Below are 23,825 nucleotides of genomic sequence, written 5' to 3' on the forward strand. Positions count from 1 at the left end.
ATAAAAGCAAAATTTAGAGCTCCATTCTTAAACCGAAAGTAATAGATCTACGCGGTCCAAAATTGTTAATGGAAATGCCATCCATTCGCGTGGCGCTATATTCAGAGTATTGACCGCCAGGATCGGTTGCTGAGCCGGTTCTGGTGTAACCGTCCATCACGTTTTTCCTGTCGAAAAGGTTACGAATTTGCACGTAAGCGGAATAGGTCAAACTAAACAGTTTGAAATTTTTGTATGCCCGCAAGTCGATTTGGTGAAAGAAAGGCCAGCGAGCAGAGTTTTCTTTCGCCACGTAGCCGGCTTCACCTAACGTCGGAGTGTATGGTCTCCCGCTTTCCCCCTGATAAAAAACACTTAGGCCAGCGCTTGACAATAGCCTTTTGCCGAAAAGAATCGGGCCGGCGTTCCTGGGAACACTGAAATTCAAATAAACACGAATATTGTGCGGCTGATCCCAATTCGGCTTCGTTTCGCGTTTGGGTATCGTGTTTTTGGTGTCATCGTTCCAGTATCCGTCCCACGAAGTCGGCCGCAAGACGCGCGCCTGAGACCAGGTGTAGTTAATTGTTCCTGAAAAATAGTGGCTGTACCGCTTACGAATTGCCAGATCAATGCCGCGCGCGGAACCAAAGTTGTTGTTGATGAAAACCGAATATGTATAAGGATTCTGATGTTGGGGATCAGAATAAGCCGGCACTTGAATAGAGCCAACCTGATTGGTTGTCTCTTTTGACCAGAGAGTCACATTGATTCCCCAAAGGTTACCAATTTGATGTTGGTAACCAATTTCGTATTGGATCGACTTTTCCGGTTCCAACAGCGGATTGCCGATTATGTTGCCCAATTGCATACTCACCTGGCGAATAGCGCCTGAGGCGCGATAAAGATCGCGGTAGTTTGGCTGCTGATAAAAATGTCCAAAATTGAAATGCACGACCGAGGTGGCGGTAATCGGATAAGCGATACCAATTCGCGGGCTGACTTTCCATTTGCGTTCGCCTTTTTTAAACGGTCGATATTCCAGCCCGGGTTGCGTAAAATCTTGCTCAGCTAACGGATCCAACGGATTTTCCCACATGGCGACGGTATCCGGGAAGGCATAGTCCAAACGGCCTCCGACATTGATCACGACGCTGGCATATTCGATTTTGTCCATGATGTACAAGGCGCCTTCTTCAGGCCAGTAATTGTAAATGGTAGGATAAGCGGTAGGCCCGGTAGTGCCCTGATCGTCATGGCGAAATTGGTGAATTTTCGTATATTGACCGCCAAATTTAATCTGATGATGCTTGTTGACCTGGCTGGTAAAATCGATTCTGAAATCGTAGGTGTAACTGGAATCACCGGAGAAATAGCTGTTGTCATAGCGCATCCGGAAATATCCTTCCCACGGGTCGCGTACGCCATAGGTATTGCGAAAAGCGTACTGATCTTTTTGAAGCACATTCTCCCAGTCCGGAGCAAAATAATTTTTCATGCCTAAAAGATCGCCATAAGGTTTGGTCGGATCGTTGAGAATCCGCACGCGTCTGGATTCAAAAAATCGTTGAAAACGCACTGTGTAAAAAGTAGAGGGGCTTAGTGTATGATTCCAGATCAAATTGAGACGATTGCTCGTGCGGATTTGCACGTTGCGTGCCGCCATGCCGGAACGATTTCTTTGCCAGACTTGAAAATTGGTACTGCCACAGACAGGGCAAGCGTTAGGTGTTGGATCGTGAGCCCGCACCAAATTTCCGTTTTCGTCATAGCGATCGCCAAGAAGCACAGTTTTTGTGCCGCACTCATCGCAAACTAATAGACGATCGATGTTTTCTCTGGTGTCCACAGGACTCACGTCGATATTGTACCATTCCCCCGGAAGATGGTAGTAATATCCTGCACTAAAATTGTTATATTGGCTGAATGCATTGTACTGGGAAGCACTGAGCGACAATTTCATTGTTGGGTTAATGCGGTAAGTTAATTTACCTAACCAGTCAAATGAATTGTTCCAGCCCATGCCATGCCAGCCTTTCCAGATGTCCAGGGGATTGATCCAGCGATCCGCGCCATAAACATCTTGAACGATTGTGCTGTGGACTTCTTTCAGTGAAATCGAGTCCATCTTTCCGTCTTCGAGGAAATCTTGAAACAGAACATTCGATGTCGGCAGAGTGCCGTTTTTTACCAATGGGTGATCGTTCCAGATAATGTCGTCAAATTTATAGACGCTTCCCGCTTTGGTGGAAACTTCGCTGGAAAAGAAAAAAGATAGATTGCGGACAAATGGCACTGGGCCATTAATGCTAAATTGAACATCCTGATAATTTCGAGCTCTGCCCTGTTCCGTACCTAATGCTTTTACTCCGAAAGGAACGGATGAGCTGTATTCCAACAAACCAGACAGCCGATTCCCACCCTCGCGCGTCGTTAAATTGATAACACCGGACAATGCGTTGCCATATTCCGGGCTAAAACCGCCAGCAGACACAGTCATCTGGTTGATGGCGTTGTTGTTGATTCGTGTGGCAAAACCGCCAAACAACGGGTTCTGTACTTTCATGCCATCAACGAACAGACCTACTTCGTTGTTTCTGCCACCGCGCATACGAATATCTTCAATTCCGCGAATGTTGTACCCTCTTTTCGCATACGGCGTGTTAGTGAGAATGGTAATGTTCGATTGCAGCGCAAGCACGCGAGTCATGTCTTCTACGGGCATGTTTTTGATTTCCTCGTAAGTTACTGTGGAAACCTTTGAAGTAACATCCGCTTCGATGAGCGGACGTTCTGCCGTAACAACCACCTCTTCGCCAACATCAAGGACCGTCTCCTCCATAGTGAAATCCAGCTTGGTTGTCTGTCCCACTACAACCTGAACCCCAGTTTTGGTGAGCGTTTTGTAGCCCATCATGGCGCAAGAGACCGTATAGGTGCCAGGCTGAATATTAATCATGTAATAGTAGCCGTCAATGTCTGTGGCTGCACCTAAAGACGTGCCTTTTATCATGACATTCGCGCCGGGTAACGGTTCTCCTGTCTTTGCATCCTTCACATAGCCGGCAATTTTGCCAGCCACTTGTGCGGATAAAGCTCCGGCTAATGCAAGCGATACGATAAAGAGCATGCAAAAGAACAGCTTGACCTTTGCCATTTGGCTCCCCTTTCTGATTCAATTAATTATTAAAAAAAAATGCAATTCCAATTGACGAGAAATTGAGAATTGCATTCATGATTTTGGTCAATACATTTGTTATATTTTTCCTCCCTCTAGTATGCCCTATGTTATTGAATATAAAAAGAAAAAAATTAAAGTCAAGTAAAAAATGATAAAATTAAATTTTTTTTTCTTTGCAAGCAGTAAATGGAAATATTTTTCCGAAGTTGGCTAACTAACAGTAATTATTTGAGTTACTTGTTGCTCTGTAGCCACTCATTGGCTCCTTCTCATGATCTTTAAGTCGAAAACAAGCTCACTGATTTCATCCCGGCCGTTAGCCGTCAGAGATTTCACAATCTATTTTGAGCCATACCTCAAAGATGATGCAATAACGACAAAGTAAACGAAGAACTAGCAAAATCCGGGACGGAAATCAATCCCGCCCCGGCATGACAATTGAAAAACTAAAAAGTTAACCCGAAAGTAAATTGCTGAATATATTTGAAAGTTCCGAATTCTGCATAAGCGTAGTCAAGGTGCATGTTGATTGTCGGGCTAATAGGAGCGACAAAACCGGCGCCGAAAGTCAGTCCTTCTTCATCGGTTTGCGTTTTATAACCGGCGCGAAAAAACATGCGCTCGTTGAAGCTGTATTCTGCGCCGAAATTAAATTGTTCGACATTGTCATTGGGGTGAGCAACATCAAAAATTGCAGTGACTCTATTTTTATTACTGACAGCGAACACACCGTTTGCGCCGACAAAATCAGTGGACACAGAAGCGCGAAAAATCGTTGGCAAAGGCCACGATTCAGTACTCAGTTTGGCTTCGGTGTCCGGATTCAGCGTGCTTTCCGGCATCTGATCGTAGCCGACAATTAAGTCCCTGCCTTCCATTTTCAATTCAGTACCAAAATTACTCATGACCATTGCCAACTTGATTCCCTGAATGCCGGTATCCAGCATCATGCCAATATCGATTCCAACACCAGTGGCGTTCTCGTTCCAGATACTCTGATAAATGAGTTTCCCGGTGATACCGACCTGAATGAAATCGGTCATTGCTCGTGCATAAGTCACGCCAAACGCGAAATCCTGAGCGCTGAAAAACAGACCTGTTCCCCGTGGCTGCTCGATTGTCGTTTGTTCAATTTCACCCATGGATTGAAAAACCGCAGAAAATCCGATACTACCTCCCCTTCCCAGGGGAATCACTGCACCGGTAAAGCCATGATTAATATCCATGATCCAATTAGTATAGGTGAATGTCACTTCCGGCTCATCCAGCAAAGCGATTCCCGCCGGATTCCAGTAGAGAGCGGAAGCGTCGCTGGCAATCGAAGAAAAGGCGCCGCCCATGGCAGTGGCGCGCGCTCCGGCGTCGATTTTTAAGAATTGCGCTGCCGTGGTACCGGTCTTTTTAAAATTATCTCCCGCCATTGCCCCATACGGCAGGAAAACCATTAGCAGCAGTATGATCAAAATATCCCGAATGATTTTCATTATTCCCTCCTCATTTAATCAATGCAAATTTACCCATTTTTTGACGACCATCAGGGGTTTCAACGATGTAAATATAAACGCCAAAAGCTAAATCCTGATTGGAATCGGAGGTGACGTTCCAGTCCTCGGCGCCGGCGCTATTGGTATGTCTGATAGTTCTGATTTTTTCCCCACGAGTCGTGTAAATCGTAATCGTACATTGCGGAGGTAAAAACATAAAACGCATCAGACGAACATTCACTCCCTGTTCCCAGGCTGCGTTCACCACGTAAGGATTAGGAACAACTCGTACTGCGTCAAGTTCGCTGTCGGTAACAGCACGAAAAGATTTTGCTGTAAAAGTAATTTTGTACACATCTTGCGGTGTGTGCGCCCGCTGCGTAATGATGGTAACTTTCTGTCCTTCGATGGGGGGAAGTCCCGCAGAATCCGTCGGCGCATTTTGAATAGTTACTTCCAGCGGCACCTGCTCGAAAAGATTGATCGAATAGGTGCTTCCAATAGTTAATTCCTGATAAGGCGCGTTAATAATGTAAATTTTCTCTCCCTCATCAAACTGTAAATTACCATTGTCCTGAATCACAAAATGCACACGAGTATTAAAGGTGGTATTCCAGACCTGAATCGGTACTTTTTCTGCAATCTGAATGTTTGCGCCTATTCTTGTCCCGATTGCTGAACTGTCCGCGGTGAAACGGATTTCGTAATTCGAAGTTTTTGCGTCAAAATCTCCCCAGCGTTCCAGCGCTTCAACGTACCAGGAGCCGGTAGTGTCGCTTTTGCCTTTGCCGAACACATCTCTGCCAAATTCGTCGACGATAGCGCTGATGCCGCCGTAAGCGTCGTCGCCATTCACGCGGATTCGAAAGCCGTCTCTGACTGGCATTTCGTCGGTGTTGATGGGATAGCTTTCAAGCAAAGTTGTATTGTCGGTGGCATCGACCAACTGAAAATTAACGCCCGGGCTGTCGGGAAAAACGACGTGGTAGGTGTGATCGGTGATTTTATTCGGGTCGAGAATTTCCAGGTCAATCGTTCCCTTGCCCATGCCGGCAATGTGCGACACAGAAGCTTCTGGCGGAACAGCGCCCGAAGCCGGCGGTTCCGGAATGACCTGCACGAAGTTGTCCTCGGTCGCTTTTGTTCCTTTTGAAGATTCAAAAGAAGGGATATTTTTGTTCGGCTGACCTCTGTCGTAAGCGGTGATTGTGTACGAATAAGTCACTCCATTGCTGACGTCAGTGTCAGTCCAGCTATGGCGAATTCCGGAGTTGTTTCCCAGATAACTGTTAGCATTCAACGGATCTAATCCCGAGATCGTATTTTTTAAATCAAATTGTGCCACCGGGACATACCCCACGAGATTGCCCGCGCCATCCAGTATCTTTTCTCCCCAGGTATTTCCGTTATCGACGCTGCGATAGATTTTATACCCTTCAAAATCAAGCTCGCCGGTAAAAGGGTCGGCTTTCAGTTCCGGCGCATTGTCCCAGTAAAGCGTGGCCTCACCATCGCCGGCAACCGCATATAGCTTCGGAGACGCCGGTCCCGAGGGCCCCTGATAATGTTTCAAGTACATTCCTTTGGCAATATCGATATTGGCAAGGAAGTCTTCTTCATTCTCACCGCCGCTGACAACGAGCACGGCTTTCACGGATTCTCCTGGCTCAAGAGAAAACGGTCCCGTAGTTTCCATGCAAACCCAGTCGTATCCGTAGGGCGGACTTTGTGTCAGCGTGTAATCGTCCAGATGAACATTGTTGCCGTGAAAATAGTCGCCCTTGGGTACAGGACAATTCGGATCAGAAGGATTACTGGAGATAATAGGCCATAATTCAGCGTCTGTTGTGGGGCCTGTGTCCAGAAAATAGTGAGAATCGGTAATGCCCATATCTTTTGGCGTTTTAAAATATGCCACGCCAAAAGCTCCGGTCTCGAACTCATCTGGTAATGTGCCATTGGGATCATATTCCATCATCACATCCCACTCGCCGGGATTCAGTCCTGTTTTGAAAGTTTTGTACGCCTCATCCAGATAATCTCCGTAATCAAGATCGTAATAATAGCCCCACCAGCAGCTATCTAATCTCGTGTCGCTGGTGTTCGTAATGGTGAAATCATAAAAAATAAAATCCGCGGCGTAGGATCGGCCATATTCATAGGTTTCGATGTCGAGGCGTATTCCCATGGGTTCGCCTTGTAAATCATCTGCATCATCCAACGCGGCGTAAATTACGCGATCCGCCGGAAATTCGCCCGGGACTTCCTGACCGTAAGTCGCAGAAGTCGAATCGATGTCGATGCGAAACTTTCCGGGCCAATGATGTTCGCCGGGCGTGTCGATGAATTGGCCGTTTTCGTCAAAATAGCCTTCGGGCCAGGTCGCCGGAATGTCGCTGACCGCCAGGTGGGGATAGCCTTGGTGCATGAGTTCTTCGGACTGATTTTTTGCGTGGTAATGTCCCCAGCTTCCATCGACGGGTCCCCAATCTTCCTGGCGATAAGCTGTATAGCCATCAACCACATTACCTTTGCAGGCAAAAATCATGGAAAAGTCATCGACACAATTGTCGCCTGCGGAGATGGCCCCTTTGCTTTTGGGCCAGAGGAAATCATAAAATTCCGATTGGAAGTAGCCATCGGTAATTTCTCCGAAATTCATAAAACAATTGAGCAGTTCGCCCTTGCCCTGAAGCGCGTAGGCAATATCCGGCCCCTGTGCGGCAGGTTTTGCGATGCCTGTCGTTTGATCCGTTTCCCTTTTATTCACCTGCTGGGCGAAAGCCAGCGTGAAAATGAGCAAAATCAAAAGTGATGAATAAAAAATGTTTTTCCTCATGTTTAAACTCCTTCAAGTAAGCTTGTGTGATCAAATCGGTTTGCTGCTTTTTTTCATCAAAAAGAATTTTTCCGCAATTCAATCTGTTTAAAAAAGAACGCGCGCGCCCACAGAAATTTGCCGCAAGGGACCCACATTCGACGGATTGTGAATTCTGTCCTGCGTGTGGGAAGAAGTCGGGCCGGCGTCCCAAGCTTTACCCGTTCGCGACCAAACGTAAAAAGTGTTGAGCCGATTGAAAAGATTTTTTACCACCAGAAACAAATTCATGCGAACATTTTGGTAGAGATTGACTTCTTTTTGCACGCGCAAATCCACGGTCGAAGTCCACGGCCTTCTGCCGGTGTTTTTTTCCACAAAAATATTTTCCGCTTGTTCTTCGACAAAAGGCGTGTACGGCAAGCCGCTCGCTGCTTGCGCCAGAATATTGACATCAATATTTCCCAAAGGATTGTACCCGATAAGCGTCGGGCCGAAATCTTTGGGAGATTTGAAAATCAAATTCATGGAAATATCATGGCGTCGGTCGAAATCGAGGAAATATTCCCGATTCGGACGCAAAGTAACGTCAACGCCGCGGTAGTAGTTGTAGCCGTCTCTTGAAGATGATTCATTTCCTTTAGCTATGGATAAAGTGTAGTTAAATATTCCTGAAAAATAACTGCCGTATTTTTTCTCCAGGCTGAAGTCAATTCCTTTGATACTGCCATAATCGGAATTGTCAAACACAGTAAAATTGTACGGAAAAACAAGTTTGAAAGTGCTGGCCGCCAGATTCGTGACATCTTTGAAATAAGCATTGACGTCAAAAACCCAATCTTCGGAAAGCTGATATTTTAAACCAAATTCGTACTGCACGGTTTTCTGGCTTTTGATTTTGGGATTGCCAATAAGCGGGACGCCGCCCGCCGTCACATCGTGATGTTTGTACATTTCATAAAAACTGGGCACTTCGTAAAAGTGGCCATAAGAGGAATGAAACACCATACCCGAAGTCACTGGATAAGCGATTCCTATGCGCGGGCTTAAATGAATTTGTGGATTTGCCGGCTCTTCCAGAGCAGGAATCCATTCTCCTGTCGTTTCATCCAGGTGACCGGGATCATAAATGTCTTCCCACATGGTGTATTTGGGATCAAAATAATCGAGCCGCAGACCGGCATTAATGATGAAACGCGCATATTCCATTTTATCCTGCACATAGCCGGCAAATTCAACCGGATGATGTTCAAAAATTTCAATGTAATGAGCTGAACCGGGCCAGGGATAGCGCCAACGATCTCGCCACACAGTGTGTCTTTTGGCCTGCAATCCGGATTTAATCTGATGATGCCGGGAAACCTGGCTGGTCATATCGAGCTGGAAAGTGAGCGTCGTCGTTCGGTTGTCCTCGTAGCGACCGCGGTCGCCGCGAACGTAGAAACCGTCGGAATTGGTGCTTCCCTTTTCCCAATCGCTGTAAAGATTGATCACAGAATCCATCTTTACCTGGTCATTGCGAATTTCTTCGGGCCAATCGCTGATTTTGAACTTGCGATTGGGGTTCCAGCGATAGAATCGGTGATAGTAATGATAAATTTTTGCCGTGTAAAATGTTTTGGACGACAAAGTATGCGTGAACTCAAGTAAATTTCTGTTGGTGATATCCTGCCGATCTTCCAAAGCAAAGGGACGATATTTCCAAACATGAGAGTAAGGTTTGTAATACCGCCGCGTAGCGTGGATGTTGTATTTGAGATTGTAATTTCCTTTGGAATAAACTAATTTTCCGTTCAATTCGCGCCGTGCGTCGTAACCCCAGGGACGATAATCTTTGAAATTAGAATGGCGCGCGGAGACAAAGAAACTCAAATTGGGGATGAAGGGAACAGGCCCGGTTAAATTCGTTGTAATGTAACCTAATAATGGATTCCCAAATAGCGTGGGCAAATTGCCAACGCCGGGGATTGCCGTAAAATCAGGCACTTGATAAAAAGAAGTTCCTAACGGATCGCCAGGTAGGGGGGTAGAAGATGTATCATTGCCGGAAATGTACTGCCTCCACGAATCCCGATATTGATCTTCTTGAGCAGAGGGGATATCTACCAGATCCGAGTTCAACATCCAGTCCACTTGTCGAAACGGAGAAGCGTTTAGCCAATGAGATTCGTACTCGACGCGTCCGGAAAAATGTTTGCGCTGCGGTTCTTTAGTGACAATGTTGATAATTCCGGACATGGCTTGCCCGTATTCGGCGTTGTAAGCGCCGGTAATCAGTTGCATTTCCTGAATCGTATATTTGTCCAACTCGATTTGGGCGGCGCCGGCTTTGTAGAACGGATCCTGTACCAGCACGCCGTCGATCATGTAGGCGATTTCCCCCTGTCTGCCGCCGCGCAAATGCAATTCTCCGCCCTCTCCGGTAGTAATGCCTGCCTGTGCGGCAATCGCGTCGCTGAATTCATTGACCGGCATGTTCTGAAAAGTTTGAAAATCAAGATAGGAAGTCTTGGATGTAACGTCTCTTTCCACGGCAGGTCTCTCCGCCTGAACCGTTACAACCTGGCCGGAAATAACTGTCGGTTTGAGTTTAAATTCAATTTCAGTAGTGCGATCAACGATGATTTTCACATTTTCTTTCACTATTGCCGTGTAACCCATCATCGACGCTTTCACTGAATAAGTGCCGGGCGGAATATTCAGAATAAAATAGACGCCGTTGATATCCGCGGCTGCTCCGAGAGAAGTGCCAGTAATAAAAACGTTAGCCCCGGGCAGCGGATTGCCGCTCTCAGCGTCCACGACTTTGCCAGTGAGTTTTCCTGTTGTGCCGCCAAAAACAAAGATTGGGGTGAGAACAAAACACAGAAAAATCACCATCAAGGAAGCTGACTTTGGTTTCATTATGATCCTCCTCATTTTGATATTTGTATTTCGAGTTTCAGATTTCGGGTTACGAGTTTCGCGTTTTGGGTTTCGAATTAGGAATTTCTTTTTGCTTTGTTTTTTTGTCGGCCAAATGAAATTCGATGCCGTAAAGCGTTTTGATTCTCCACCCGAAGCAATGAGCCGTCTTATTTAAACGCAGTCGGCGCTTCACAACTCTCAACCGTAAACTCTGAATTATGAACTCAAAAAATTATTTAACCAAAAACATTTGTATTGATTGCTGAGTTGATTTTGTTTTCAAATTTAAAATGTAACTTCCTGAAGAAACGGCATTTCCGCGAAAATCTGTCCCATTCCATTGGCAAAAATTGTTGCCGGACGATCGCCAGTCTTTCTTGTCCCAGATTTTTTGTCCTTGCAAATTGTAAATGCTGAATTCAACCAACGAAGATTCATTCAAGTCGAAAACGATTGTCGTCGATGAATTGAATGGATTGGGATAATTGTAAATCAATCGGAAATCGCTTGGATTCGTTTCGTAAATATTTTGAGTAATTTCTTCGACGGCAGTGGTAATTTCCAGCCATTCCATCTTTTTTTCTCTATCCATGTCGCCGCCGGATGTTGAATTGGAACTGTTGTACGTCCACCAGAGTCCTGTCGCTCCGCCGCCGCCGATGGTGGTGGTGAAAGTCGATTTGCTTTTTGCGCCAAAATAGAGCGCCTGCTCTACCATGTCGTCTCGGTCATCCCAAGTACAATCGATGGGAATCCAGCCGTAATTGGGGAAATAGACTTGCTGCCAGCGATGAAAAACAGTGTCTTCGTAAGGCAACTCATCGCGCAAATGGCTGCCGGCTTCGTAACGCGCAGGAATTCCCTTCGCGCGGCAGAGAGCAATGAACAAAAATGAGTATTCCGAACAGGAACCATGTCCCTGCTGGAGAACTTGAGGCGCTGCGTCCCAGCGGGAATCGTTGTTGTAATAAATGTGATCGATGACAAAGTCGTGTATTTTTCGCACCTGCCAGTAGAGATTCGTTTCATCGCCGACCGCTTCTGCGGCAGCTTGTTGGATAACCGAATCATTAATCTGGTATTTTTCCCCGTCTCCGGTGTACAAATTAGCGATGGAATCCGGCATTTGTTCCCGTGAACCAACACTGTCGGGATTCAAAAAATAACGAATGGCGTTAATTGTCGCCGGCACCTGATACTGATAAACTCGTTGTGATCCGGCGTTAATGTTATGGTAGTAATAGGCAATTTTTTGACCGTATTTGTCTTTAAAAAAATCCAACGGTGGATCTTTGAAGCGAACAGTGTCCTCAAAAAACTGACTTAGCGACGAGGTCGGGCAGGCGATGTAAGTTTTCGTTTCCATGATTCCGGAGCCGCTATTTCGTATCGTTACGGTGTAACGTAACAATGCACGTTGAGAAGATAAAATTCGATAGTTTTTGTCGCTGACGAGCGCAATTTTCTGGAGTTGTTTCGCCTCCAGGGAACAAACCCAGATATTTTCGCCGTCGTAAGAAATTCCCTGCGGAAAGCGCGAATCGAGCGGAATGATTTGAATGACGCTGCGATGAGAGAAATCGAACAAATAGAGGCGATTGCTTCGCATATCCGCGATCCAGAATCTTGCGCCATCCCAACTGATTCCTGTGGGCGCAATCCCTGGTGCACGAGTAGAATCAAGATAGCTGCCAGTCGCCGCATCAAGCTGATAAATCATTTTAGATTGTTGATCAAGATACCAGAGCGATTGGCCAGCAGAAGTGAGTCCTGATGGATTTATTGTGTGAAGGAAAATTTGATTGGAAAATGTGGAGTCCGCTGGATTAAATTTCGTAATAACGTTATTCTGAGAATCGATTATCCACAAATCACCTTCAAAGAACGCCACATCTCCGGCAAGCGCTCCCTCTGGCATGTGTGTCTCCGATAAAATTTCCCCTGTTGCTGCATCAATTTCAAAAATAGCATTCGCTATCCTATCTGTAAAAAACAAGCGATTCGCATCCCAGGCCACGCCGATAGGATAATTTCCCGGAACATCCACTGAATAAATAGTTTCACCAATCTCTTGTGCCGGAAGAGGCAAATTTCTGAGAAAAACACAACTGACAAATATGAGTATTTTTACGAAACGGACTTTATCCATTTTTTTTAATGAGAAATGGTCAAGCAGTAGAATATTTGCCTGACCATTTCCCGTTTCTCCGCTATTTTGAGTCTGTCATTATTACTACTTAGCAAATTATGTTATTTATGCAATTAACCATCCCCCCTAAGTCCCCCCTCTAAAGAAAGGCAAGGGCGGATATTCAGATTCAATCTAACTAAGTAGTATTATTTTGTCAGGATCATCTTCTTTGTTGCTGTAAATGAGCCTGCGGTTAATTTGTAAATATAGACGCCGCTTGGTAGATCAGAAGCATGCCAGGTGATTCCCTTGAATCCGGCATCCATCTGTTTCTGGTCGATCAGAGTCGCCACTTCTTGTCCCAGATCGTTGTAAATTTTGAGCGTCACCTTCGCCGGCTGCGTCAGATCAAAGGTGATGTTCGTTGTCGGATTGAACGGGTTGGGGTAATTCTGATGCAACTCAAACTCAGTCGGCAAAATTTGTGTGACTTGGTCGTTTACGCCAGTAGCGCGAGCTTTAATGGTATCAGTCGGAACGCCAATGTAGTAAAACTGATCTGCCTGACTTGTGTTGAAATGACGACGGTAAACAATGTGCAATTTATCCGTGGCAAAACGCGCCATTCCACAAGGCGCATGTCCTGTCCATTTGTCTAAAACAGACACTGGTCCATGCCAGGTATCGCCGTTGTCTTCGGAGTACATAATCATAATGTTGTAATTGAAAGCGTAGGGATCGCCCATCGCGCCAGTCGTGTCAACGACGTCACTGTAGGCATAGTAAAGAGTGCCATCCGGGCCTACTGCCGGGTCGTTAAACAGAAAAAGTTCCTGATCCGGCGAAAAATCACCCAGCGCAGCCAATCCGTTATCCAGAAAAGACGGAAAAGCGAATTTGTTGATTGACCAAGTGGAACCGTCAAAACGGAAATCGAAGCCACGATAGGGTTCCGGAAAATCAGGATAAACGTAGTCCATGGTGTCGGTTCCGAGAGCGAAAATGTGCCAGTTGCCATCTTTGTCCACAAAAGGAGCCGTGAAATTTTTGTACACATCGGCATTGGCAAATTGCAAAGTTTCGGCGCCGGGGATGATGGAAATCGGCGACCAGGTCATTCCGGCGTCGTCGGATTTGGCGTAAAGAAGACGCCAGAGATCATCGTCGCTGTACCATTGTCCCAATCCGGAAACAAAAGCCGCATTGTTGGGACCAAGTCCTACGCCTAATCCGGAAGAAGAAAGATCAATCACGTAATTCGGTTTGCCGCTGTCTGATTTTGCGATAGAAGCGACAACTTTAGGCCTGCTCCAGGTGATGCCGCCATCTTTAGAAACATAGTAATACAGCCCTTCCCCGGGAGCCTTGCTAGAGGTGTGATAACTGCCAACGGCCCAGAGTTGGTCATTATCCGGAGCCACAGCGACAGAATTGTAGCGGGAGTAAAGCACGGTGTCCGGCGTTCCGGAATCATCAACAAAATAGTTAATGAACGCACCGCCGCCCCAACCGGCAATGTCCATTGCCACAACAGGTCTGCTGTCGCGATCGCTTCCGCCGGGATTCCTGTCAGCATAAACGATAATCGGCGTTGTGGGAGTGCCATATACCGAGGCATAACGCGCATTCATTTCGTCGCCAACGCCAAAGTTGATTTTTTCGTGAACTGTCCAGGTCTGGCCGCCGTCGATAGATGTGGCAGCAGTAATGCGACGAGGATCAGGCCCGGAACTGTAGTAGCGGTACCAGGCAGTAACCAGATTTCCTGTTGTGGGTTCGCAAAAAATCTGCATTTGCACGCCGCGGTAAATTCCATTGTAAACAGCGGAATCCACCAACACCGGCGTCACAATCGACACCGGTTCCGGTTGTGCCTGTACGAGCTGCGCCGCGAAAAGCAACAGTATGAGCGCTGCAAAGACTGTAGCCTTCTTCATAACAGCCTCCTTCATTTGGTTAAAAGTGAAAAGTGGATTAAAGTGAAAAATTTGAACTCATCTTCATTTTGGGCGTCGCACACATTATGCGACATTTTTTTATTAGCTCCCAATAATTGTTTCATCATCCCGAATTTTCGGCGCAATGGCGAATCCTGTGTATCCGTAGATAATCGCGAAAACAAATCCAGTGTAACACATGACCGCCCACGGCAAATAAGTCAACGTGGAAACTCCCAGCGTTCCCGCCATGAAAACGCCTGCCATGCTCCAGGGAACGAGCGGCACAACCACAGTACCGGAGTCTTCCGTTGTTCGGGACAAATTTTTTGCCGCCAATCCGCGCGCTTTGAACGCCGGAGAGAAAAGCTCCCCGGGAATGAGAATCGTCAAAAACGAACTACCGGTCATGAGCGCCACAGCGATGCCGGAAATGACTACCGATAAAATCAATGAGCCGGTCGATTTGGCGACCTGGAGCAAACGCTGAAGCAAAACATCCAGCATGCCGGCCTTTTGCACGATTCCGGCAAAAGAGAAAGCGCAAAACGCAATCAAAGTTACGTGCATCATTCCCGCCATGCCGCCGCGGGAAAACAAATTGTCCACGACTTCGACCCCGGTTTTGGATTCGTAACCCACAGTCATGGCGTTCACCATTTCGACCATGTTTGTTTTCTGGAAAATCAGCCCCAAAATTGTCGCCACCAGGGACGCGATAATCATTCCCGGAATCGTTGGCTTTTTGCTAATGGCAAAATACAAAATAATCACCGGCGGCAGCAGCAACAAAATATTGAATTGAAAATTCGACTGCACCGTGTCCAAAATCAAGGTCATTTGCTGCGATTCCATTGAAGAAGACCCGTAGGAATAGCCGGCGATGAAATAAACAACGAGTCCCAACAGCCACGCCGGCGTTGTCGTCCAGAGCATGTGCCGAATGTGGTCGAATAGATTGCTTTTTGCGGCGATGGGCGCTAAATTTGTCGTGTCGGAAAACGGAGAAAGTTTATCCCCAAAATAGGATCCGGCGACAATCGCCCCCGCCGCGGCACCGGGCGGAATACCCAGTCCGTGGGCGATTCCCATGAAAGCCACGCCCATTGTGCCGACTGTCCCCCACGAAGTGCCAGTGAATAAAGAAACCACACTGCACACCAGAGAGGCAGTGAGCAGAAAGAATTTTGGAGAAATTATTTTTAGTCCGTAAAAAACCAACATGGGAATTGTCCCGGCTGCAATCCACGAGCCGATTAATAGTCCCACACAAATGACAATAAGCATCGCGGGCATGGCTTTGGCGATGCTTTCCACGATTCCTTCTTCCAATTCTTTCCAATTGTAGCCCAATCTGAGCGCAATAAGTCCGGAACAGAAAGCAGCGGCAATGAGCAAAATTTCCGCGCGCAAACGAAAAACGCCGTAGCCAATGCCCAGAAAAAGCGCCATCAAAATAAGAGGAAGTAGTGCTTCAAAGAACGTTGGTTGTCGTTTGTCTCTCTGTTTTACCATCTAATATCTCAAATCCATTTTTTTCTTCACGGATCTAATCTTTGACCTATTTTTCAATGGGCTCCCATTCGCCGTAATATTCAGTGTAAATCCGACATTTGCCTTTAGATTTCCAGTGGTAGTTGAAATTGTAAGTCCAATCCATATATTCAGAGCCGCCGCCGCTGGTAGTGGTGATGATGTAACGGCGGTCGGTATCGCCAATGCCGGCGGCTTGATCCGCCGGCCTGGTTTTGTCGCCCTTGTTGGCGTCGAAAGGAATCCAGCCGTAATGGGGCAAATAGACTTCGCACCAACGATGGAAAACTTCGTCCAGGCTGGCGTCGTCACCGCGGCGAGAAACCGTTCCGACGTAGCGCGCCGGAAGTCCCATGGCGCGACACAGTGCGACAAAAGAAAATGAGTATTCAGAGCAGGAGGCGGTGCCGCGTTTCAGTACCGTCGGCGCTGTGTTCCAGCCACCGACGGGTTTCAAATTGTAAGAAAGATGGTCGATCAGATAATTGAAAACTTTTCGCGCGATCCAGTAAGGATTTTTTTCATCACCGACAATTTTTTTTGCCAGATTTTGAATGAACGGATCGCGGATCATTAATTTTTTCCCATCAACCAAGTATTTTTGTTTGATGTCACCGGGAATATCATCAAGCGTGCCCGTTTTCGCAGGATCGAGGAAATATTCAATGCCGTAAACTTTTGCCTTCACCGTCATCGTGGCGCGAAAGAAATTTCCGCTTTTCAAATTTGTGACATGGTAATGGGCGACTCTTTGTCCCCATTGGTCGGTCAAAATGGCCGTCGGCTGCGGCGCGAAAGAAACCGGTTCAAGGAGTTCCTGATTATCCCGATTTTCCGGAATGGCGATGTACACATCCAGCTCAGTCACGTCGCCTGGGCCGTAATTGCGGAAGTCGATCGTGTTTTCCAATTTTCGCGCCTGACCTTCGTCACGAGTGAGAATTTCATCATCGTCCAATTTGATCTGATAGATTTTGTCCGACTGGTAATCCACATTCCAGAGTGTTTTTCCGTCCCATGCCAAGCCGCGGGCGTAAGGCGCCGGCGCATGAAGAGCACTGATCACCATGCCTGATTTCGGACAAACGCGATAGAGCATATCTTTGCCGCGATCAGTGATCCAGAGATATTTTCCGTCAAAAGCCATGCCGTCGGGATTGCCCGCCGGGGACGGAAAATGATCGATCATCATGCCGTCCTCCGGATCCACGCTGAGCACCATGTCTAATTTGTCGTCCACGACCCAAAGCAATTTTCCGTCCCAGCAAATGTCTTTCGGGTGGCGCGTGTACGATTCGATGATGCGTTCCGCTTCGCCGGTTTTTGTGTTCATGCGGTAGAGGAAATTTTCTTTGTCGTCGATGACCCACAAATAGCTACCGTCCCACGCCAATCCGGTGACGCTGAAACCTGGCGCGGGCAATGTTTTTGTGACAGCGCCGGTTTTGGGATTAATTTGGTACAGTAAGTCGGTCTTTCGGTCTGCTACCCATAAATTCTTTCCGTCGAAAGTGAGGCCGGTGGAAAAATGGCCCGGCGCCGGGAAAGACGAAATCACGTCGCCAACCCGTGCCTGAGCCAAAAGAGCAGTGGACATCACTATTAACAGGGAAACTAAAGCAACTTTGCATTTTTCAGATTTCATGAATTGACCTCCCTGGAAATTGTACATTTAAATTTTTTGTCCCTCCAAAAGCTTAAAACCTCTGAAAGGATTCTGCTGCGTCATGATTTTGCAAAAAAATCTTTATGTACATCAAAACCAAACTCCGATTGAGCATTTTCAAATTGCGCCAACGCTTTGAGAGCAAATTCTTTGTCGCTCAAACCCAGCCCAGTAGCCAGAGCGTAAATAATGACAAAAATTGCGCCGATTGAATTGATAAACACAATGTTGTGGGTTTTAACAGGGAAAACAACGTCTGAAAACCGCGTAATGGGAGATACGAGTTTGTCGGTGATGGAAATGACTTTTGCCCCGCGAGATCGAGCGACTTCGGCGGCATTTATGGTTTCAATTGAATAAGGAGGGAGACTGATGCCGATTAAGGCGTCGTTTTCTTGTAAAGAAAGTATTTGTTCGTGGAAGCTCAAACTACCGTGACTGAAAGCTTTGGCTTTTAACGACAATTTATTCAAAAAATAGGCAGCGATCTGAGAAAGGTACGATGATATCCCTAATCCCATGGCGTAGATGTGAGGCGCTTCTTTCAAAATGGCCACTGCCTTATCAAATGCCGCCTGATCGAGGGAGTGCAGTGTTTCCTGAATATTCTGGATTTCATCGCTGGCAATTGTCGTCAGAAATTCGGACCGGAGATGAGAGTTTTGCAATGCGGCTTTAAGTTTATTGGAAGGCTTGAGATCATTGCGCAGGCGATTTGTGAGCTCTGTTTTTAGCTCAAGAAATCCTTTGTAACCGAGCGATTGCGCCAGCCGCACGACAGTGGCCTTGCCTACGCCCAATTTATCTGCAATCGTATCAATAGATGACAGAGCTATTTCTTCGGGATGATCTATCAGAAATTGAGCAATTTTTTTCTGATTTCGAGTGAGATGATCAAAGTTTTTGAGGATCAATTTTTTGTAAGAAGTTAAATCAGCCATGTCTTTAACTCCAATGAGATTGTGTTTTTATTCTTCAGCCGCAAAGTCTCCAGACTTAAAAAATTGGAAAGATCTTAACGACTTCTGTTTTTATGCTAAAATTTCTCATATCAGTTTAATCTGGCGACATTAGCGGCATGTTTTTATTTTAGTTTTTTGAACTTGAGAAAATCAACCGATCTCACATTTAAAAGAGAAAGCTTGCCGGAAGTTGGTACAAAAAATGTTCTTTGCGTTTGAATTAAATTTTTCAGATGTTAATTACTGTGAAACTTTTGTACCACTGCATTATATGTTTTTTTTATTAAAATGTCAAGAAAAATTTAAAAAAAGTGACAATAATTTTGAAATATTTGAATCAATGCTCGTTTCATGTTTGTTGTCCGAAGGGGGCAGAAAGCAGAAAAAAAATTTCATTGCAAAGCGGAGAGAACACTTCTAAAAAGAAAATCGCCGTAAATCTCCATATTTTCTTTCAATCGTTGAGTTCCGTCCATTCTGAAAAGATGAGATTTGACGTCGGTGGGTTTAATTCTCTGCCATTGTCAATCCTCATATTTACAAGTTGTCAATTTTCAACTTGATTTTGACTTTGATTTTTTGTAAGTTATAAACACAATTCGAGTTGAATTCTGATACGACTCCTGAAAGGGGAAGATTGTTGGACAAGAAGCAGATATTCACCATACCGAATTTTATTTCGTTCTTTCGCTTGTTGTTGTTAATCCCGGTAGGAATTTTTTTATGGAATGAAAATTATCTTGCCATGGGGCTCATTATTGTTATTGGAGTTGCTTCAGACTTTTTAGACGGTATTCTCGCGAGGCGGCTCAATCAAATTTCCGAAATGGGAAAAATGCTCGACCCGCTGGCCGATAAATTAGTGATCGGATTAACGACGGTGATATTGTACCTCAAACATCAAATGCCGCTGTGGTTGGTAATCCTCATCATCGGCAGAGATGTTGCCATTTTGATAGGCGGTTTATTTTATGCAAAAAGATTTAAATTCATTACGCCCTCGAATCTCATTGGGAAAATAACCGCCAACGTGCTTGCGGTGACTCTTATCAGTTATATTTTTCAAATCAACGTTCTCAAAGAGATTTTTTCAGCATTAACGGTCATTTTTGTTTTTCTATCCAGTGTCAGTTATTTGATTCGTTTGATTTACCATTTGCAAGGGAAAAAAGAAGTCGTACCAAAACTTTAATAGCCACTTGTCATTGAAAATGGAGGTTAAGTCATGGAAAAGGCGGGATATATTCTGCTGGGGATTGTCTTTCTCATTTATGTTGTGGCAATGTTCGTGGGGTTGATTGTAGCTTTTCCCTGGGGTCTTGTCGGATTGGTTGCCATTGCCGGGATCGGGCTGCTGTTCATGAAGGTCGTTACTGACCGCATCGAAAACAAAGAAGACGATTACTACGACAAAAATGTTAAATTGTAAAAAACAGGAGGTCGTATGCTGATTACAACGCAAGATGAGTTTGCCGATTACCAAATCACGAAAACGCTGGGTTTGGTTCGCGGAAATACCATTCGCGCGCGTCATGTTGGAAAAGACATTCTGGCTGGACTGAGAATGCTCGTTGGCGGAGAAATTACCGAGTACACGAAAATGCTGGCGGAATCCCGGGAGCAATCACTGGATCGTATGATCAAAGAAGCCGAAGATTTGGGCGCTGACGCCATCGTTTGCGTCAGATTTACCACGTCCGCTGTCATGCAAGCATCGGCTGAACTGTTGGCTTATGGCACAGCGGTCAAAATAAAACCGAAGAAATAAACTCGCCACGATCATAATGACACATTTTTTTATTGGAGATTCTGATTCCCCATACAATAAATCGGAAAGGTCTGTGAATGAACACGGTTCGCTTATTATCGTGGAACGTCAACGGAATTCGCGCTGCTCACAAAAAAAATTTCATGGAATGGCTACGCCGCGATCAGCCGGATATTTTATGTTTACAGGAAACAAAAGCGCAAGACGACCAAATTCCGGGCGACATTCGTGACGCCGAAGGGTATTATTTTTTTCATACTTCTGCCGAGCGCAAAGGATACAGCGGCGTCGCCATGCTGACAAAGTTTAAGCCGACGAGCGTAAAATCGGGCATGGGAATTGAGAGCCTTGACAGCGAAGGCCGATTGCTGGAAGCGGATTTCGGGAATTTCATTTTGTTCAATATCTATTTTCCAAACGGCAAACAATCTAAAGAGCGGCTGAAATACAAGATGGATTTCTACGAAGCTTTTCTGGATCGCGCCGATCGGCTGCGCTCTGCCGGGAAAAAAATAATCATTTGCGGCGATGTGAACACGGCGCACAAGGAAATCGATCTGGCGCATCCCAAAGAAAATGAGAAACGCAGCGGATTTTTGCCCGAAGAGCGCGCCTGGATTGACAAACTGCTGGCGCACGGATTTGTGGATACATTTCGCCTGTTTGTCGAAGAAGGCGGCCACTACTCCTGGTGGGATATGCGCACCCGCGCGCGCGAACGGGACATTGGCTGGCGCATCGACTATTTTTTCGTCAGCGAAAATCTGGCGGGAGAAGTGAAAGACGCTTTTATCGACAAAGAAGTATTGGGCTCTGACCATTGCCCGGTAGGAATCGAGTTGAACGACAGTTTACTGAAATAAAGTTTTCAAAAACGGGCGGCTGAAAACGCCCCGTAACTTAGAAGCCCACAAAATAAAAAAATTTCATACAGTCCATGAAATCCTCGCAGGATAAACTTACCGTAAAATCATTTCTTCGCACCACGCCGGGATACCAGGCGGCTTGATTGGTAAGGCGCGTTTTTTTGTAAGCTATCTCCATGACATAGGGTTTTTCCAGCCGAAAAGGCGCGATCCGGTCGATTCTTTCCATGACAGAAGCGACCCCCTGGCGAATTTTTTCCTGCGCCACCTTGGGATGCAGATTCAAATTTGCTTCCCCAAATCCTTGCTTCACAGTCACCGCTTCGATGTCGGGAATCAGTTCTTTTGCCTGTCGACAAATCAAATCATCTCCGGAAACAAAAATGACCGGAACATTCACGTAACCGGCAATGAGCGCATTCCAGCCCAATTCCGGCAGAGAAATGCCATTCACGCGCAAATCAAAAATATCGCCGCGCATGGTGTGCGACAGTGTCCCTTGCGCCGTCATGGCTTTGGCGTGATAACCGATGAAAATCGCCGCAGCGAATGTTTCGTCAATTCCCTCCATCATCACCCACGGGCTATTTGCCCAGGCGCGCAGCAATCTGGCTTTTTCGTGCAGCCGATCGGGAATGATGTTTTTTGCGTTGCCGTGAGCGTCGCGAACGACTATTTCCGTGGCGCCCTTTTCCAACGCGCCTTCGATGGCGGCGTTCACTTCGTCGGTCATGATTTTGCGGAAGTACTGATATTCCGCTTTGTCCGCTTCTGTCTCTGCCCAGTCAACAACGCCGGTGATGCCTTCCATATCAACGGAAATGTAAATTTTTTTGTCGCTCATGGCGTTTCCTTTAAAATCAGAATTTTTAACTTCGTTTTTGTCAAAAACTGTCGCAGAGAAAAATAATAAATGAGAAGGTGAAAAGCAACATTTTTTTTGAAGCGACATCTTATGATCTTTTCCGACGTCGCTCCATGAACAATGCCAAGGCGCAAAAAATATTTTCCAGCGCGCCATTTACAACGAATGGTACAAGCAATTGAAAGCCAAGGCTAAAGTTGAATTTGAATAAACTGCCGTATCATTTCATTTGAAGTTGATCAACAAAAAAATGACCGAAGCTATTTTTGTCACTCCGGTCATTTTTTTATGCTGCTTTTAAAATTATCTTACTTAAAAACCATCATCGGCCCCGAGCTATTAGCTGAAATATCGCCGGTTTTCAGATCGATAGTAACATTGTTGTCCCAGGTCAAATCATTCCACACGCCCATCAGCAACATGCCGAACTGAAACGCTGTGGGATCGCCGCTGGTGATTAATGAATTTATTCCTGCATTAATTGTGGCATCCTGATAGTTAGGCTCGTCGCCGTGATAGTAGGCGATGAGCGTCGGCGTTACTAACGGCTCCAATTGCTGAGCGCTCGTGCTGTCCACGCCTAATGACATCAACGTCGCAACTACGAGCGGAGGAAAGCCAGATGCAAGAGAATTTTTCGCATAAGACTGAAAATCCATGCCTCCGGTGTCGTAGTTAATGCTGGAGACAAACACGCTCGTAATTTTCAAAGTTTGTTTATTGCCGTCAAAAGTAAGCAGACGATAAGGCACCGGATAGCTGACCAGCGAACCGGTCTGAACATCGATCACAAAATTATCTCCGTCAACTAATTCGGAAATGTCATTCGCGTGATGGTGCCCGGTAAAGATTATGTTCAATCCCGCAGCCGCGAAATCTTTTGCTTTATTCTGCCAATCGCTGATGAGATATTCCGGGAAAACCGCTTCCATGTTCGGAAAGTGTTCCACCAGACCGTGGTGCATCATGGTGATGACAGTTATTCCTTTTGATTTGGCTTCCTGTAACTTCGACTTAATCCAGGTGATTGATTCCGATTTCAAATCGCCGCCGATCCAGCTAATGTCCGCGTATTTCCCGTTGTAATTGCAATCGTCAATCCCCAGAATCCAGATGCTGTCTTTTGGCTGCGCCACATAGCTCAGCGAATTGGGGTCATTGTCAATTGCTTCGGCGTAGCCAAAGTCGTTGTAAATGGATTTGAATTCTTCCGGCGTCACACTCGGAATCGGTACCGGATCGCCATCGTCCGGGTAGCTCATGGACGCTGAATTTTGAATGTCGTGATTCCCGGGGATCACGTACACTTTCTTCCCTGCGGCTTCGATTTGCGCCAGATAAGCCGCCATCTGTTCGTGATTTTGCTTTTCCCCGTCTTTAGTCAAATCGCCGGTGACTAAAACCACCTCAATATCGGCAGCCTTGAGATCGCTCACGACGGATTCCAGCGTGGCTTTGCTCTCAGCGAGCATTTTGCGGTCTTGAGCAAGATACGCTTTGAAAGCGTCGCTGCTTGTACCCAACGACGGATCATAATAATGGGCATCTGAAAAAATGGCAAAATTTAACGACGGGTAATTCCCCTCTTCCGGGCTCACCGGATTATTTTTGTCTTTTGAACAAGAAAAGAGAATCAGACTGATTGACAAAAGCACAATCAGCATGACGAAATAGTGAAAAAAACGTTTTTGAATCATGGTTCCTCCAAAGTTGGTGTCAGAAATTATT

General features: G+C 46.0%; 15 protein-coding genes. 4 read left to right on the top strand and 11 right to left on the bottom strand.

Features of this window, described 5'->3' with window-relative positions; all coding sequences use genetic code 11:
- Positions 1 to 13 precede the first annotated feature (13 nt).
- The 9 genes from GXO74_08205 to GXO74_08245 form a co-directional block, all read right to left on the bottom strand.
- A complete protein-coding gene (locus GXO74_08205; protein NOZ61650.1) occupies positions 14 to 3,136 on the bottom strand; it encodes a TonB-dependent receptor in 3,123 nt (1,040 codons plus the stop codon).
- A 470-nt stretch (positions 3,137 to 3,606) separates the two neighbouring features.
- Positions 3,607 to 4,644 (bottom strand): UPF0164 family protein, encoded by a 1,038-nt coding sequence (locus GXO74_08210; protein ID NOZ61651.1) that lies wholly within the window; start codon positions 4,642 to 4,644, stop codon positions 3,607 to 3,609.
- Positions 4,645 to 4,654: 10 nt separating this feature from the next.
- The gene (locus GXO74_08215) at positions 4,655 to 7,483 is read right to left on the bottom strand and encodes a hypothetical protein (protein ID NOZ61652.1); all 2,829 of its coding nucleotides are present in this window, start codon (positions 7,481 to 7,483) and stop codon (positions 4,655 to 4,657) included.
- Positions 7,484 to 7,570: 87 nt separating this feature from the next.
- Positions 7,571 to 10,366, bottom strand: coding sequence for a TonB-dependent receptor (locus tag GXO74_08220; protein NOZ61653.1), 2,796 nt, complete (start codon positions 10,364 to 10,366; stop codon positions 7,571 to 7,573).
- 235 nt (positions 10,367 to 10,601) lie between these two features.
- Complete coding sequence (locus GXO74_08225) at positions 10,602 to 12,287, bottom strand: T9SS type A sorting domain-containing protein (protein ID NOZ61654.1); 1,686 nt, start codon at positions 12,285 to 12,287, stop codon at positions 10,602 to 10,604.
- Positions 12,288 to 12,706: 419 nt separating this feature from the next.
- Positions 12,707 to 14,437, bottom strand: a complete 1,731-nt coding sequence (locus GXO74_08230) for a T9SS type A sorting domain-containing protein (protein NOZ61655.1) — start codon at positions 14,435 to 14,437, stop codon at positions 12,707 to 12,709.
- A gap of 102 nt (positions 14,438 to 14,539) precedes the next feature.
- Positions 14,540 to 15,952, bottom strand: a complete 1,413-nt coding sequence (gene nhaC, locus GXO74_08235) for a Na+/H+ antiporter NhaC (GenBank protein ID NOZ61656.1) — start codon at positions 15,950 to 15,952, stop codon at positions 14,540 to 14,542.
- Positions 15,953 to 15,998: 46 nt separating this feature from the next.
- Positions 15,999 to 17,567 carry a hypothetical protein gene (locus GXO74_08240; protein ID NOZ61657.1) on the bottom strand — a complete coding sequence of 523 codons (1,569 nt, stop codon included), beginning with the start codon at positions 17,565 to 17,567 and terminating at the stop codon, positions 15,999 to 16,001.
- Between the two features lie 128 nt (positions 17,568 to 17,695).
- A complete protein-coding gene (locus GXO74_08245) occupies positions 17,696 to 18,577 on the bottom strand; it encodes a MurR/RpiR family transcriptional regulator (protein ID NOZ61658.1) in 882 nt (293 codons plus the stop codon).
- Between the two features lie 661 nt (positions 18,578 to 19,238).
- On the opposite strand from GXO74_08245, the gene GXO74_08250 reads away from it, so the two are divergent.
- The 4 genes from GXO74_08250 to xth all read left to right on the top strand — a co-directional run bounded on the left by GXO74_08250 (position 19,239) and on the right by xth (position 21,229).
- A complete protein-coding gene (locus GXO74_08250) occupies positions 19,239 to 19,790 on the top strand; it encodes a hypothetical protein (protein ID NOZ61659.1) in 552 nt (183 codons plus the stop codon).
- 33 nt (positions 19,791 to 19,823) lie between these two features.
- The gene (locus tag GXO74_08255) at positions 19,824 to 20,027 is read left to right on the top strand and encodes a hypothetical protein (protein ID NOZ61660.1); all 204 of its coding nucleotides are present in this window, start codon (positions 19,824 to 19,826) and stop codon (positions 20,025 to 20,027) included.
- Between the two features lie 15 nt (positions 20,028 to 20,042).
- Positions 20,043 to 20,366, top strand: coding sequence for a YbjQ family protein (locus tag GXO74_08260; protein ID NOZ61661.1), 324 nt, complete (start codon positions 20,043 to 20,045; stop codon positions 20,364 to 20,366).
- Positions 20,367 to 20,443: 77 nt separating this feature from the next.
- Positions 20,444 to 21,229: an exodeoxyribonuclease III gene (gene xth, locus GXO74_08265; GenBank protein ID NOZ61662.1), complete on the top strand. Its 786-nt coding sequence runs from the start codon at positions 20,444 to 20,446 to the stop codon at positions 21,227 to 21,229.
- Positions 21,230 to 21,266: 37 nt separating this feature from the next.
- Here the strand turns inward: xth and GXO74_08270 are convergent, their stop codons facing one another.
- Together GXO74_08270 and GXO74_08275 are read right to left on the bottom strand one after the other, a co-directional pair.
- The gene (locus tag GXO74_08270) at positions 21,267 to 22,076 is read right to left on the bottom strand and encodes a M55 family metallopeptidase (protein ID NOZ61663.1); all 810 of its coding nucleotides are present in this window, start codon (positions 22,074 to 22,076) and stop codon (positions 21,267 to 21,269) included.
- 329 nt (positions 22,077 to 22,405) lie between these two features.
- Positions 22,406 to 23,794 carry a metallophosphoesterase gene (locus tag GXO74_08275; protein ID NOZ61664.1) on the bottom strand — a complete coding sequence of 463 codons (1,389 nt, stop codon included), beginning with the start codon at positions 23,792 to 23,794 and terminating at the stop codon, positions 22,406 to 22,408.
- Positions 23,795 to 23,825: the final 31 nt, after the last annotated feature.

The sequence above is a fragment of the Calditrichota bacterium genome (assembly GCA_013152715.1).
GTDB lineage: Bacteria > Zhuqueibacterota > Zhuqueibacteria > Thermofontimicrobiales > Thermofontimicrobiaceae > 4484-87.

What these genes read in the sequence shown, in the direction of transcription:
- GXO74_08260 (NOZ61661.1), top strand. Translation starts at nt 20,043, where the DNA reads ATGCTGATTACAACGCAAGATGAGTTTGCCGATTACCAAATCACGAAA.
- GXO74_08240 (NOZ61657.1), bottom strand. Translation starts at nt 17,567, where the DNA reads ATGTCCACTGCTCTTTTGGCTCAGGCACGGGTTGGCGACGTGATTTCG.
- GXO74_08215 (NOZ61652.1), bottom strand. Translation starts at nt 7,483, where the DNA reads ATGAGGAAAAACATTTTTTATTCATCACTTTTGATTTTGCTCATTTTC.
- GXO74_08275 (NOZ61664.1), bottom strand. Translation starts at nt 23,794, where the DNA reads ATGATTCAAAAACGTTTTTTTCACTATTTCGTCATGCTGATTGTGCTT.
- GXO74_08225 (NOZ61654.1), bottom strand. Translation starts at nt 12,287, where the DNA reads ATGCCAGAGGGAGCGCTTGCCGGAGATGTGGCGTTCTTTGAAGGTGAT.
- xth (NOZ61662.1), top strand. Translation starts at nt 20,444, where the DNA reads ATGAACACGGTTCGCTTATTATCGTGGAACGTCAACGGAATTCGCGCT.
- GXO74_08220 (NOZ61653.1), bottom strand. Translation starts at nt 10,366, where the DNA reads ATGAAACCAAAGTCAGCTTCCTTGATGGTGATTTTTCTGTGTTTTGTT.
- nhaC (NOZ61656.1), bottom strand. Translation starts at nt 15,952, where the DNA reads ATGGTAAAACAGAGAGACAAACGACAACCAACGTTCTTTGAAGCACTA.
- GXO74_08245 (NOZ61658.1), bottom strand. Translation starts at nt 18,577, where the DNA reads ATGGCTGATTTAACTTCTTACAAAAAATTGATCCTCAAAAACTTTGAT.
- GXO74_08270 (NOZ61663.1), bottom strand. Translation starts at nt 22,076, where the DNA reads ATGAGCGACAAAAAAATTTACATTTCCGTTGATATGGAAGGCATCACC.
- GXO74_08230 (NOZ61655.1), bottom strand. Translation starts at nt 14,437, where the DNA reads ATGAAGAAGGCTACAGTCTTTGCAGCGCTCATACTGTTGCTTTTCGCG.
- GXO74_08210 (NOZ61651.1), bottom strand. Translation starts at nt 4,644, where the DNA reads ATGAAAATCATTCGGGATATTTTGATCATACTGCTGCTAATGGTTTTC.
- GXO74_08205 (NOZ61650.1), bottom strand. Translation starts at nt 3,136, where the DNA reads ATGGCAAAGGTCAAGCTGTTCTTTTGCATGCTCTTTATCGTATCGCTT.
- GXO74_08255 (NOZ61660.1), top strand. Translation starts at nt 19,824, where the DNA reads ATGGAAAAGGCGGGATATATTCTGCTGGGGATTGTCTTTCTCATTTAT.